Origin of the sequence: Pseudomonas sp. PDM27 (genome assembly GCF_019219205.1) — a bacterium.
Taxonomy (GTDB): domain Bacteria; phylum Pseudomonadota; class Gammaproteobacteria; order Pseudomonadales; family Pseudomonadaceae; genus Aquipseudomonas; species Aquipseudomonas laurylsulfatiphila.
The window spans coordinates 69,342-82,113 of record NZ_JAHUWF010000003.1 but is presented as its reverse complement, the minus strand read 5'-3'; the positions used below and the strand labels follow the sequence as shown (position 1 = coordinate 82,113).

General features: G+C 60.9%; 11 protein-coding genes. 3 read left to right on the top strand and 8 right to left on the bottom strand.

Going from position 1 to position 12,772, the window contains the following annotated elements; translation table 11 throughout:
• Positions 1-157 precede the first annotated feature (157 nt).
• Positions 158-1,936: an acyl-CoA dehydrogenase C-terminal domain-containing protein gene (locus KW838_RS08210; RefSeq protein WP_218500860.1), complete on the top strand. Its 1,779-nt coding sequence runs from the start codon at positions 158-160 to the stop codon at positions 1,934-1,936.
• 227 nt (positions 1,937-2,163) lie between these two features.
• Here the strand turns inward: KW838_RS08210 and KW838_RS08205 are convergent, their stop codons facing one another.
• Positions 2,164-3,093, bottom strand: coding sequence for a LysR family transcriptional regulator (locus tag KW838_RS08205; protein WP_102700160.1), 930 nt, complete (start codon positions 3,091-3,093; stop codon positions 2,164-2,166).
• Between the two features lie 169 nt (positions 3,094-3,262).
• Here KW838_RS08205 and KW838_RS08200 point away from each other — a divergent pair, with 169 nt between their 5' ends.
• The gene (locus KW838_RS08200; protein ID WP_218500859.1) at positions 3,263-4,546 is read left to right on the top strand and encodes an aspartate aminotransferase family protein; all 1,284 of its coding nucleotides are present in this window, start codon (positions 3,263-3,265) and stop codon (positions 4,544-4,546) included.
• A 206-nt stretch (positions 4,547-4,752) separates the two neighbouring features.
• On the top strand, positions 4,753-4,911 hold the full coding sequence (locus KW838_RS08195; protein WP_003228885.1) for a YqaE/Pmp3 family membrane protein: 159 nt from the start codon (positions 4,753-4,755) through the stop codon (positions 4,909-4,911).
• A gap of 119 nt (positions 4,912-5,030) precedes the next feature.
• Here KW838_RS08195 and KW838_RS08190 read toward each other — a convergent pair whose 3' ends face one another.
• The 7 genes from KW838_RS08190 to pqqF form a co-directional block, all read right to left on the bottom strand.
• Positions 5,031-6,857 (bottom strand): S9 family peptidase, encoded by a 1,827-nt coding sequence (locus tag KW838_RS08190; protein WP_218500858.1) that lies wholly within the window; start codon positions 6,855-6,857, stop codon positions 5,031-5,033.
• Complete coding sequence (pqqE, locus tag KW838_RS08185) at positions 6,823-7,995, bottom strand: pyrroloquinoline quinone biosynthesis protein PqqE (protein ID WP_102700163.1); 1,173 nt, start codon at positions 7,993-7,995, stop codon at positions 6,823-6,825. The genes KW838_RS08190 and pqqE overlap by 35 nt, the downstream gene beginning before the upstream one ends.
• Positions 7,967-8,242, bottom strand: a complete 276-nt coding sequence (gene pqqD, locus KW838_RS08180) for a pyrroloquinoline quinone biosynthesis peptide chaperone PqqD (RefSeq protein WP_007980311.1) — start codon at positions 8,240-8,242, stop codon at positions 7,967-7,969. The genes pqqE and pqqD overlap by 29 nt, the downstream gene beginning before the upstream one ends.
• Entirely contained in the window at positions 8,239-8,991 is a 753-nt protein-coding gene (gene pqqC / locus KW838_RS08175; protein WP_007993179.1) for a pyrroloquinoline-quinone synthase PqqC, read from the bottom strand. Before pqqC ends, pqqD begins: the two co-directional genes overlap by 4 nt.
• Before the next feature lie 125 nt (positions 8,992-9,116).
• The gene (gene pqqB, locus KW838_RS08170) at positions 9,117-10,028 is read right to left on the bottom strand and encodes a pyrroloquinoline quinone biosynthesis protein PqqB (RefSeq protein ID WP_218500857.1); all 912 of its coding nucleotides are present in this window, start codon (positions 10,026-10,028) and stop codon (positions 9,117-9,119) included.
• An 81-nt stretch (positions 10,029-10,109) separates the two neighbouring features.
• Positions 10,110-10,184 carry a pyrroloquinoline quinone precursor peptide PqqA gene (pqqA, locus tag KW838_RS08165; RefSeq protein ID WP_003444522.1) on the bottom strand — a complete coding sequence of 25 codons (75 nt, stop codon included), beginning with the start codon at positions 10,182-10,184 and terminating at the stop codon, positions 10,110-10,112.
• A 157-nt stretch (positions 10,185-10,341) separates the two neighbouring features.
• Positions 10,342-12,771, bottom strand: a complete 2,430-nt coding sequence (gene pqqF / locus KW838_RS08160; RefSeq protein ID WP_218500856.1) for a pyrroloquinoline quinone biosynthesis protein PqqF — start codon at positions 12,769-12,771, stop codon at positions 10,342-10,344.
• Between the last annotated feature and the right edge of the window lies 1 nt (position 12,772).

Below are 12,772 nucleotides of genomic sequence, written 5' to 3'. Positions count from 1 at the left end.
AAGAAGCTCGCCTTGTGCGGGCTTTTTTGTTGATGACCAAAAATAACAAAATAGTCATGAGCTGACCCTATGTGTCTTAAAAGTTGTTGGGGTACACTCCGACCCAACGAAAACACTCTTCCTGTGAATCACCTGTATAGATCTTGCGAGGTTTGCCATGGCTGACTACAAAGCGCCCCTGCGCGATATGCGCTTCGTCCTCAATGAAGTTTTCGAGGTCGCCAAACTCTGGGCCGAACTGCCTGCGCTGGCCGACACCGTCGATGCGGAAACGGTCGAAGCCATCCTGGAAGAAGCCGGCAAAGTCACCAGCAAAAGCATTGCACCGCTGAGCCGTGCCGCGGACGAGGAAGGTTGCCATTGGGCCGACGGTGCCGTCACCACGCCGGCGGGTTTCCCGCAGGCCTATCAGACCTACGCGGAAGGCGGTTGGGTCGGTGTCGGTGGCGATCCGTCCTACGGCGGCATGGGCATGCCCAAAGCCGTTTCGGCCCAGGTCGAAGAAATGGTCAACTCCGCCAGCCTGTCGTTCGGTCTGTATCCAATGCTGACCGCTGGTGCCTGCCTGTCGATCAACGCCCACGCCAGCGACGAGCTGAAAGCCGCGTACCTGCCGAACATGTACGCCGGCATCTGGGCCGGTTCCATGTGCCTGACCGAGCCACACGCCGGTACTGACCTGGGGATCATTCGCACCAAGGCCGAGCCTCAGGCCGACGGTTCCTACAAGGTCAGCGGCACCAAGATCTTCATCACCGGTGGCGAACACGACCTCACCGAAAACATCATTCACCTGGTGCTGGCCAAGTTGCCGGATGCACCGGCGGGGCCGAAAGGCATTTCGCTGTTCCTGGTGCCGAAGTTCATGGTCAATGCCGACGGCAGCCTTGGCGCGCGCAACCCGGCGAACTGCGGTTCGATCGAACACAAGATGGGCATCCAGGCGTCCGCGACCTGCGTGATGAACTTCGATGAGGCCGTGGGTTACCTGGTCGGCGAGCCGAACAAAGGCCTGGCGGCGATGTTCACCATGATGAACTACGAGCGCCTGGGTGTCGGTATCCAGGGCCTGGCCACAGGCGAGCGCTCGTACCAGAACGCCGTGGAATACGCCCGTGACCGTCTGCAAAGCCGTTCGCCGACTGGCGCGCAGAACAAGGACAAAGTGGCTGACCCGATCATTGTTCACCCGGACGTGCGTCGCATGCTGCTGACCATGAAAGCCTCGAACGAGGGTGGCCGTGCATTCTCCACCTACGTGGCGATGCAACTGGACACCGCCAAGTTCAGCGAAGATGCCGCCACCCGCAAGCGTGCGGAAGACCTGGTGGCCTTGCTGACCCCGGTGGCGAAGGCGTTCCTGACTGATCTCGGTCTGGAAACCACCGTTCACGGCCAGCAGGTGTTCGGCGGCCACGGTTACATCCGCGAGTGGGGCCAGGAGCAACTGGTGCGTGACGTGCGCATCACCCAGATCTACGAAGGCACCAACGGCATTCAGGCGCTGGACCTGGTCGGGCGCAAGATCGTCGGCAGCGGCGGGGCGTTCTACAACCTGTTCGCCGACGAGATTCGTCACTTCACCGCAACGGCCAGCGCTGACCTGGCGGAGTTCACCAAGCCGCTCAATGACGCCGTGACCACCCTCGACGAACTGACCGCGTGGCTGCTGGACCGGGCGAAGAGCAATCCGAACGAAATCGGCGCGGCATCGGTCGAGTATCTGCAGGTCTTCGGTTACGTGGCGTACGCCTACATGTGGGCCCTGATGGCCAAGGCCGCTTTGGGCAAGGAAGCGCAAGACGATTTCTACGCCAGCAAACTAGGCACCGCACGGTTCTATTTCGCCCGTCTGTTGCCGCGGATTCACTCGTTGAGCGCGTCGGTCAAAGCCGGTAGCGAATCGTTGTTCCTGCTGGATGCAGGACAATTCTGATGACGTAATGGTGTGTAAGCATTCTCTTACATAACGTGCTGCTGTTCTCCCATAGATGCAAATTGGATCCACGGCTAATCTACTTCTCATGGACGTAGCGCAGGAAGCGCAAAGCAACAACAGGGACACGTAGGATTCTGCCAGGACGGCGGAATGAAATGGATGTCAGGGAAACAGTCTGCAAAGCCCCGCTTCGGCGGGGTTTTCTTTTGCCCGAAGAAAAGTTTCTAGCTCAGCCCGTCCAGGGCTTGCGCGCTGTTCAAACGTTCAGCCGGGCCATTTATCACTTCTTCCAGCAATGTCCGCAGCAAGGCCAGCGAGGCCTGCTGCCGTTGCACATCCCGACACACCAACCCGACTTTCAGGGGAACTCGTGGTTCGCTCAGGGGTTTCCACAGCAGTTCGTGGTTGCCATGGGTCTTTTGCGAGCGTCCGGGCAGCACAGTCGCCAGGCGTGTGTGCGGCAGGCTGTCGAGGATGCCGGCCATGTTGTTCAGTTCGGCTTGCACCTGCGGGCGACGTCCGAGGTTCGCCAACTGGGTTTGCCAGATCTGCCTGATCTGAAATTCCTCGCCCAGCAGCAACATCGGTAGCTCGGCGGCCTGGCTCATGGACACTTTCTTGAATTCACGCAGCGGGTGCTCTGCCGGGATGACCAGGGTCAGTTCATCTTCGTACAGCATCACGCCATGCAAACCAGGCTGGCGGGGCGGCAGGTAGCTGATGCCGATATCCAGAGAACCGTTGAGCAGTCGCCGCTCGATTTCCAGTCCGGTCAGTTCGTAGATCTGCACGACAAGATGCGGCTGCGCCTTGCGCACGCGTTCCAGCATCTGTGGAACGAGGCTGGTATGCACGGTCTGCAATACACCGATGGCCAGGGTGCGCAGCGCCTGACCCTTGAAGTTGCCGAGCGCCTCCCGTGCCCGTTGCAGGCCATCGAGCAAAGGCACGGCGTGGTTGTATAGCGTGTGGGCCGCGAGGGTCGGCAACAGGCGTTTGCTGTTGCGTTCGAACAGGCTCACATCGAGGTTTTGCTCGAGGTGGCGGATTTGCTGGGACAGCGCCGGCTGGGAGATCGACAGACGCTCGGCGGCCCGGCCCACATGGCCTTCTTCATAGACCGCGACGAAATAACGCAGTTGCTTGAAATCCATAAGTATTACTTATCGAAAATGCTGGGAAATCGAAATGGCTGAATGCCTTGCGTGAGCCTAGTCTAACCGCATTCACAGGGCTTACAGGGCCACAGAGCGCGATGAATACCCTTTGCTTCGATGGTGTTTACATAGGTAAGGCAAAAAACCTCAAAAGAGGTTGCTTCAGATGAATCTGTTCAGTCTGCGCCGTAGTCCTCCCAGTCTTGATGATCTGGTCATGGACGCCTCCCTGCCTTCCAAAGACAACAGTCTTTCCAGCGAGTACTTGATGCCCGGTGTCGAGCGGCCGAAACAGGTGTTTGTGCGTGGCCAGGGTTCATGGTTGTGGGACAGCGATGACCGTGCGTACCTGGATTTTTCCCAGGGCGGCGGGGCCAACAGCCTTGGTCACAGCCCTTCGGTATTGGTCAACGCCATCACTGCTCAGGCTCAGTCGCTGATCAATCCGGGTTTCGGCCTGCATAACCGCGGCATGCTCAGACTTGCCGAACGTCTGTGCGCCAGCACCGGCAGTGATCAGGCCTACCTGCTCAATACTGGCAGCGAAGCCTGTGAGGCGGCGATAAAGCTGGCGCGCAAATGGGGTCAACAGCATCGCGGCGGTGCGTCGCGAATCATTGTGGCCAACAATGGTAACCATGGCCGTAGCCTGGCGACGATGTCGGCGTCGGACAGTTCGACATTAGCCAACCGATTCGAGCCGCAACTGCCGGGCTTCAGCCATGTCCCGTTCAATGACCTTCCGGCATTGCATGCGGCCGTGGATGAACGGACCGTCGCGATCATGCTCGAGCCGATCCAGAGCGAAGCCGGCGTGATCCCGGCTACCGCGCATTACCTCAAGGGCGTCGAACGCCTGTGCCGTGAACTCGGCATATTGCTGATCTTCGACGAAGTGCAAACCGGCATCGGCCGTTGTGGCACCTTGCTCGCGGAACAGTCCTGCGGGGTCACGGCGGATATCGTGGTGCTCGGCAAAGGTTTGGGCGGCGGCGTGCCATTGGCCGCGCTGCTGGCGCGGGGCAAGGCTTGCTGTTTCGAACCCGGCGAGATGACCGGTACCCATCATGGCAATGCACTGATGACCGCCGCGGGACTTTCGGTGCTCGATACGGTGCAGGACAAGGCTTTTCTCAAGCACGTCGCAGAAGCCGGTCAGCACCTGCGTGAAGGCTTGGGGCGTTTGGCCCATCGATATGATCACGGCGAGTTGCGCGGACAAGGGCTGCTGTGGGGGCTGACGCTGTCGGACGATTCCGCTGACGCAGTAGTCAAGGCCGCGCTCTACGAAGGCCTGTTGCTCAACGCCCCGCAACCCGACTGCCTGCGCTTTACCCCTGCGCTGAATGTCAGCAACGCCAACATCGATGAAATGCTCCTGCGCCTGGCGCGCGCCTTCTCCCGAGTGCGCACCGCGCAATTGCAGTGCCGCAAAGGGATTGCCGTCTGACTCGACGCGCCCTGCACACATTCCTGAACCGTCTCGCGGTAATACGCACGCCTCACGTCCGACACTTTTGGCGTGGGGCGTTTTTTTGTCTGCGAAATTCAACGAAGGGGCGGAGCTTGGCAATAGAGGGACTGAACCCTGACAAACGGCACAGGTCGATTAGCTGTAGGGCTCGAACGGGCCCACCCCAATCAGGAGCTGCTCTCATGGACTTTATTCGCATCATCATCGCCATCCTGTTGCCGCCGCTGGGTGTGTTTTTGCAAGTAGGATTCGGCGGGGCGTTCTGGCTGAATATTCTGCTGACGTTGTGCGGTTACATTCCGGGGATCGTGCATGCGGTGTACATCATTGCCAAGCGCTGAATTTTGCGGCGGCAGGTCGGCCGCCTTCGCGAGCAGGCTCGCTCCCACAGGGTTTCGCGTAAACCGTAGACTCTGTGGGAGCGAGCCTGCTCGCGAAGGGCGCGCCCCAGGCGCCAAATTCAGTTCGCCAATTCCATCACCCTTCGATAAAACAACCACTCCTGCTCCAGCGCATGGGCTTGATTGCCGGCCTTGCGAAAGCCATGGCGTTCTTCTGCGTAGTAATGCGCTTCGACCAGGATGCCGTTGTCCTGCAGCGCCGCGACCATGTCGCGGGTCTGTTGCGGGACGACCACGGCATCCAGTTCTCCTTGAAAGAAGATCATCGGCACGCGGATGTTGCTGGCATGCAGCAGCGGAGTGCGGGCGGTGTAGCGTTCGGCGTCCAGCAGAGGATCGCCGATCAACCAGTCCAGATAGTCGCTTTCGAATTTGTGGGTCGCGCGCCCAAGTGCTACCGGGTCACTGACGCCATACAGACTGGCACCGGCACAGAACACGTTGTGAAACGCCAACGCGCAAAGCGTTGTGTAGCCGCCGGCGCTGCCGCCGCGAATGAAGGCCTTGTTGCCGTCGATCAGGCCCCGTTCGTTGAGGTAACTGACCACGGCGCAAGCGTCTTCGACATCCACATCACCCCAACTCAAATGAAGTGCCTGACGATAGGCCCGGCCATAACCGCTGCTGCCGCGATAGTTGAGGTCGGCCACGGCGAAGCCCCGCTGTGTCCAGAACTGGATGCGCGGATCGAGCATTGGGTAGCACGCCGACGTCGGGCCGCCATGGATGAACACCACCAGTGGCGGTTTCGCCTCGCCGGTCATTGCCGGGTAGAAGAAGCCGTGTGCTTCGCCTGAGCCACTGGGGTAGCGCAAGGTCTGCGGGCGGCTGATCCGTTCGGGAGGAAGCGGTGCGATGCCGCCGGCCAGGACCTTCACTTGCCGGTTTTGACGGTCGATGGCAATGACGGCGCTTGAACTGGCGGGCGACGCTGCTATGCAATAAATGAATTGCCCATCCACCGCGAGATGGCGGAAGCGGCTGTAGTCGCCGGTGAAGTCGGCGCAGGAGTCGCCGCCTATGCCCAAACGGCCAAACCCGCCTTCGGTCCAACTGGCCAGATATCTGTCGTCGCCCAGCGGCAACCAGGTGCTACCGCCGAGTTGCCAGGGTGCCGGGCCATGGTCGGCGTTGGCACTTGGCAATGGGCTCAGGCCTTTCCCGGATTCCACCCATGGCTGCCAGTAACCGCCGCGATCCGTCAGGCAGTACAAGCGACCGTCGGCATCAAATCGTGGTTGTTGCACCGACTCTTGAGCACCGTCGCCCGCCACACAACGCGCCTCGGCAAAGCCGCCATGGGCGAGGCGTTCGGCAACCATCAAGCGGGTTGCTGTCCATGGCTGATCCGGGCGACTCCATTCGATCCAGGCCAGGCGCCGGGCATCAGGGCTCAGCGTCGGTGCCGCGTAGAAATCAGCACCTTCGGCCTGCAGGTGGCGTGCGCCATCCAACAGATCGATCGCCACCAGTCGGTGTTGGTCGCGATGCTCCTCGACCGCCAGCACCTGCCCGTTGGCGAACTGCAGGTCGCCAAAGCGGCACGCACCGGACGTCAGCTTTTCGGGCGCTTCGTCTTGCAGTGTTTGCCGATACAACTGTTGGTCGGCTTCGTTGACGAAAACGATGCCGTCGTCCGTCAGACAAAAGGCTCCACCGCCATATTCGTACACCCGACTGCGCACGCTGAACCCCGGCGGCGTCAGGCATTTCGCTGTGCCTTCACGCCAATGCCAGATCCGGCACGCCGCGTCTTCGGGGCGGTACTCGTTCCAGAACAGGCCGTTTGGCCCGACCTGCAATTCGGCAAAATCGATACCGGCAGCCACGGCTTTTGCAGCGCTGAAAGGTTCAGCTTTTGGCGATGAGGCGTGAGTTTCGTTCATTGCGAAAGGCCAGTTGGTCGATGGTCTGGGTCGCGTGTTCGGCTTCTTCGCGAGCCTTGAGGATCACGCCGTGTTGTGGCGACTTGCTGCACACCGGGTCGGCGTTGCTGGCATCACCGGTGAGCATGAACGCCTGGCAGCGGCAGCCGCCGAAGTCTTTTTCTTTCTCGTCACAGGAGCGGCACGGCTCGGGCATCCAGTCATAACCGCGAAAGCGATTGAAGCCGAACGAGTCGTACCAGATGTGCTGCATGCTGTGGTCACGCACGTTGGGAAACTGCACCGGCAGCTGTCGGGCACCGTGACAGGGCAGGGCGGTTCCGTCCGGTGTGACCGTCAGAAAAATACTGCCCCAGCCGTTCATGCAGGCTTTCGGGCGTTCTTCGTAATAGTCCGGGGTGACGAAAATCAGCTTGCACGGATGCCCTTGGGCTTCCAGTTTGGCGCGGTATTCATTGGTGATGCGTTCGGCGCGCACCAGTTGCTCCCGGGTCGGCAATAGCCCGACGCGATTGAGTTGTGCCCAACCGTAGAACTGGCACGTGGCGAGCTCGACGAAGTCCGCTTCCAGTGCAATGCACAGCTCGATGATGCGGTCGATCTGGTCGATGTTGTGCCGATGGGTGACGAAGTTCAGCACCATCGGATAACCATGGGCCTTCACCGCCCGGGCCATTTCCAGTTTTTGTGCGAAGGCCTTTTTCGAGCCGGCCAGCAGGTTGTTCACCTGCTCGTCGCTGGCCTGGAAACTGATCTGGATGTGATCGAGGCCGGCCTTCTTGAAGTCGCTGATTTTCTGCTCGGTGAGGCCGATGCCGGAGGTGATCAGGTTGGTGTAGAAACCCAGTTGGCGGGCTTCGGTAATCAGCTCGGCGAGGTCCTGGCGCACCAGCGGTTCACCACCGGAAAAGCCCAGTTGCGCCGCGCCCATTTCCCGCGCTTCACGGAATACCTTGATCCACTGTTCGGTGCTCAGCTCTTTGCCTTGCTCGGCGAAATCCAGCGGATTGGAGCAGTACGGGCATTGCAGCGGGCAGCGATAGGTCAGTTCGGCGAGCAGCCACAGCGGCAGGCCGACTTCCGGTTTGGGCGGCACTTGCACTGATGAATCAGGCAAGTTCGATCCAGTGCTGCGCACGGGCCACCTCCATGAATTGCTCGATGTCGTCACCGAGCTCGGGTACGCCGGGGAACTGTTGCTCGAGTTCGGCGATGATCGCCGCGACATCCCGTTCACCGTCAATCAAACCACCGATCAGTGCGGCACTTTCGTTGAGCTTGATCATGCCTTCCGGGTACAGCAGCACGTGGCCTTTCTGCGCCGGTTCGTACTGGAAGCGGTAGCCGGGACGCCAGGTCGGGGTCTTGCTGCGATCGAAACTCATAAGGTGATTCCTTTGTGCCAGACCCGCTCCCCGGTCACGCTGTGATACGGCGGGCGTTTCAGTTCGTAGGCCATGCTCATGGCATCGAGCATGCTCCAAAGAATGTCCAGTTTGAACTGGAGAATTTCCAGCATGCGCTCCTGGCCTTCACGGGTGGTGTAGTGCTGCAACGTGATCGCCAGACCGTGCTCGACATCACGCCGTGCCTGACCCAGGCGCGTGCGGAAATACTCGTATCCGGCCGGGTCGATCCAGGGGTAATGCTGCGGCCAACTGTCCAGGCGCGATTGGTGGATTTGCGGGGCGAACAGTTCGGTCAGCGAGCTGCTGGCGGCCTCCTGCCAACTGGCGCGGCGGGCAAAGTTGACGTAGGCGTCCACGGCGAAGCGCACGCCGGGCAGTACCAGCTCCTGGGAGCGCAACTGGTCCGGGTCGAGGCCGACGGCCTGGCCCAAACGCAGCCAGGCTTCGATGCCGCCGTCTTCACCGGGCGCGCCGTCGTGGTCGAGCAGGCGCTGAATCCACTCGCGGCGGATCTCGCGGTCAGGGCAATTCGCCAGGATGGCCGCGTCTTTCAGGGGGATGTTCACCTGATAGTAGAAGCGGTTGGCGACCCAGCCCTGGATCTGCTCGCGGGTCGCCCGGCCTTCGTACATCGCCACGTGGTAGGGGTGATGGATGTGGTAGTAGGCGCCCTTGGCGCGCAGGGCCGCTTCGAATTCGGCGGGGGACATCGGGGTGTCAGTCATTGCGGTTCTCCGGGAAACAACCGTAGAGGTCTAGTGCCTGTGCCGGCCTCATCGCGAGCAAGCTCGCTCCCACAGGGGGATGTGGTCAACTGTGGGAGCGGGCTTGCCCGCGAAGGGGCCCTCCGCTACAGCACAATACTCATGCCGTCATACGCCACTTCAACCTGGCGCCGATCCAGCTCCGCGCGCTCGGGCGAGTCTTCATCGAGAATCGGGTTGGTGTTGTTGATGTGGATAAGCACCTTGCGCTGCGTGGGCAGTTGCTCCAGCACTTCGAGCATGCCGCCGGGGCCGTTTTGCGCCAGGTGGCCCATCTCCCGACCGGTGCGGGTGCCTACGCCACGACGCTGCATTTCATCGTCATCCCACAGCGTGCCGTCGACCAGCAGGCAATCGCTGCCGGCCATGATCTCCAGCAGCGCGGCATCCACCTTGCCCAGACCCGGTGCGTAGAACAGTTTGCCGCCAGTGTTGAGGTCCTCGACGATCAGGCCGATGTTGTCGCCCGGATGCGGATCGAAGCGGTGCGGCGAGTACGGCGGCGCGGCACTGCGCAAAGGCAGCGGGGTGAAGCGCAGGTTCGGGCAGGCCGGTACGCTGAAGCTCTGGTCGAGTTCGATACGATTCCAGGTCAGCCCGCCATTCCAGTGGTTGAGCATGGTGAACAGCGGAAAACCGGTGCTCAGGTCTTCGTGGACCATGTCGGTGCACCAGACCTGATGCGGGCAACCCTCGCGCAGCATGAGCAGGCCGGTGGTGTGATCGATCTGGCTGTCCATCAGGATGATCGCGCCGATCCCGGTATCGCGCAGGGCCCGGCCCGGCTGCATCGGGGCGAAACCCTGGAGTTGGGCGCGGATGTCCGGGGAGGTGTTGCACAGCACCCAGTTCACGCCGTCATCGGAAATCGCGATGGACGACTGCGTCCGCGCCTTGGCCCGCAGGCTGCCGTCGCGAAAGCCTGCGCAGTTCACGCAGTTGCAGTTCCACTGGGGGAAGCCGCCGCCGGCGGCGGAACCTAGAATCTGGACAAACATGGACGCTCCATCATTTCAACGCTGAAAATAAAACGCCTCGGATAACCGAGGCGTTGTGCTGCACATCTGCCTTGGCAGAGATTAGCGGCTTGCGAAGTACATGGTGACTTCAAAGCCGATACGCAGGTCGGTGTAGGCAGGTTTGGTCCAGGCCATCAATTGAACTCCTTCAAGTAGGTGGGACAGCGCTATCTATAGGTTTAGTCCACCTCAGGTCAGAGATGTTCCAAATAGTTAGGTTGCTATGTTACTCAAAATTTCAAAGAGATTGCCCGTGAAACTTTGAGAAAGCTCCTTACTGCCCCGGTAATGATCATTTTGCCGCTTGCCATGGGGTGCCTGGGCTGGTGGAACTGGCCAGGCAGCGCCAGCCGCCCTCGGCCTGATTCAGGCGTCGGGCCGCCGCCAGTAGAGCGACCCGGTCAATTTGCAAAATGGCCTCGGGCAATTGCGTCAGATAATCCGACGAGCGGCCGCCCAGCTTGCCCTGCCAAAGCAATTCCGCAGCCTGGGCAGTGGGCAAGGCAGCCTGGGAAAATTGCTCGGCCAGGGTCTGGCGCCCGGCGATGAACGCGTTGTCATCGAGGGCATTGATCAGCATTGGCAGATCGCTGAGGAACTGCTCGATGTGTTGCAGCAGATCTGCCGGCGCTACGTTCGGTGATTGCACGCCGAACAGTAATCCGGTTGTCCCGTGAATCTGGCGTAGGGCGCTGAACACCGCATAGCCCAGTTGCAATTCCACTCGCAGGCGCTGGTAGAACGGCGTCTGACAGAAGTGCGCAAGTAGACGCCACGCGGCTTCGTCGGCCAATTCCCCGGTCACGGCAGGGCAAAACAGTAGCAGTGCGTGCTCGCTGGAATCGCTGTCGATGGCGCTCCACAGGCGTTGTGACCGGATGGTTGGCGGCGGGGTCAATTGATTGTCCGGCGTACCAGGTATACGGCTTAAGGCCAGGCCCATGGCCGCTTGAGTCTGGGCGGACAGGCCAATCGCCAGGCCATCCCAGCGTGCACTCGACCAGAGTTGCTGCGCGTCGTCCGTGTTCGCGGTGTGCGCAAGGCAGTGATCGGGCAATACCTTGAGCAGTTGTCGAATGGGTATCAGTGCGACGCTCTCCGGCGCGGCTTGTGAGACTGCAGCGTCAGGTTGTGTCAGCTCTTTCAGCGCATGCTCCAGAACGCTGGGCATCGGGTCCTGCAGTCCGGTCATTTTCAGCAGCCATTCGTTGCCCGAGGCACTGAAGGAAACATCCACACCGGCCTGACGCGCGTCTTCGCACAGCGGTTGCAGGTTATTTTCCAGTCGGGATTGAAGGGCGTCGGCGGGACTCGAGTCCAGACGCCAGCGCAGATAAATCGCACCCTCTGCGCTGTTGTCCGGCAAGGCCTGGTTGAATTGCATCGGCGAACGTTCACGACGACTGCGCGAGCGATCCTGGGCAAAGGTACGCAGGCCGCGGTGGGCGCTGGTCTGGCCACGAATCAGTCCGGCGTTGGACGCGGGCGCTTCGGTGCGCAGGAACGGGTTGGGTGCGGGTAACTGCCATGGGCCGCTGAAGTTATCCACAGCGCCGATTTGAGTGAGGATTTGCTTGAGCGCTGTAACGCCTTGGCCAGATAACCCGACTTCGCGTTGTTCGCTGTCCAGTCGGGCCAATTGCAAGGCGCTGCTGACCTGTTGCTGGCGCTGGAGCAGGGTTGCGTATTCTTCGCGCAACGGGGTCCAGTCTTGCTGGGCAAAAAAGCTCAGCCAGTCCAAAAGGCGTTCGTGAATCCCTGTCGGCAGCCCATTGGCCGGCAACGTGAACTCGATATGCAGCAAGGCTTGTCCTGCGAACTGGTACAGCGGCTGGGCTTTCAGGTGATCGGCCAGCCCGCGCTCGCGCAGGTCCGCCGACAAGCCACCGGGTTTTGCCGAATTCAGCCAGTGGCACAAGAATGCCAGCGCCTCGGCGCAAGTCTCGGGCAGCGATTCGAGGGCGAACAGCCAATCCAGTCGCCGTGCTTCAGCCTGTTGATAACTTCTTTCTGAAGCCGACATCAGTGGCACAGGAGCCTGTTGCTCAATGCTTTCTCCCTGGGCGATGACGTTACCAAACGCTTCAGCCAGGGTCCTTAGTTCATCGAGGCTTTGCGGTCCGGCCAGGCTCAACGTCATCTGCCCGGTCTGGTAAAACCGCTGATAAAAATCCCGCAGGGCCTGCTGAAACTCGGGCAGCTCGACAGGCAGGGTGGCGCGATTGCCGGCATGAAAACCGCGAAGCGGATGTGCTTCTGCCAGTCCGTCGAACAGTGCAAATTGCTGTTGCGCCGCCGCATCCTGCGACCAGGCGACAAATTCCGCCTGCAGCACTTCCCGTTCCCGCAGCTGATCGTCCGGATTCATACGCGGATGGGCGAGCATGTCTGACAGACGCTCCAGCCCACCGGCAAATGCCTGGGGTGGCAGTTCGAAAAAGTAGTCCGTGGTGCGCTCGCTGGTGCGAGCGTTCATCTGGCCGCCATGACTCTGGACGTAGGCCATCAACCCTTGCCCGGCAGGAAAACGCTCGGTCCCCAGAAACAGCAGATGCTCAAGAAAGTGCGCCAGTCCCGGCCACGCCAGCGGCACATCATGGCTGCCCGCGGCGACCCGCAACGCTGCTGCGCAACGCTTCAGATTCGGGGCATGACGCAGCGTCACCCGCAAGCCGTTGGCCAGGGTTTCAGTGTGGGGGCGAGGGTGATTCAGCGCGGGCATG

Coding starts and splice junctions, on each gene's coding strand:
- KW838_RS08205 (WP_102700160.1), bottom strand. CDS start 3,093: ATGGATTTCAAGCAACTGCGTTATTTCGTCGCGGTCTATGAAGAAGGC.
- pqqB (WP_218500857.1), bottom strand. CDS start 10,028: ATGTTTGTCCAGATTCTAGGTTCCGCCGCCGGCGGCGGCTTCCCCCAG.
- KW838_RS08210 (WP_218500860.1), top strand. CDS start 158: ATGGCTGACTACAAAGCGCCCCTGCGCGATATGCGCTTCGTCCTCAAT.
- KW838_RS08200 (WP_218500859.1), top strand. CDS start 3,263: ATGAATCTGTTCAGTCTGCGCCGTAGTCCTCCCAGTCTTGATGATCTG.
- pqqF (WP_218500856.1), bottom strand. CDS start 12,771: ATGCCCGCGCTGAATCACCCTCGCCCCCACACTGAAACCCTGGCCAAC.
- KW838_RS08195 (WP_003228885.1), top strand. CDS start 4,753: ATGGACTTTATTCGCATCATCATCGCCATCCTGTTGCCGCCGCTGGGT.
- pqqC (WP_007993179.1), bottom strand. CDS start 8,991: ATGACTGACACCCCGATGTCCCCCGCCGAATTCGAAGCGGCCCTGCGC.
- KW838_RS08190 (WP_218500858.1), bottom strand. CDS start 6,857: ATGAACGAAACTCACGCCTCATCGCCAAAAGCTGAACCTTTCAGCGCT.
- pqqD (WP_007980311.1), bottom strand. CDS start 8,242: ATGAGTTTCGATCGCAGCAAGACCCCGACCTGGCGTCCCGGCTACCGC.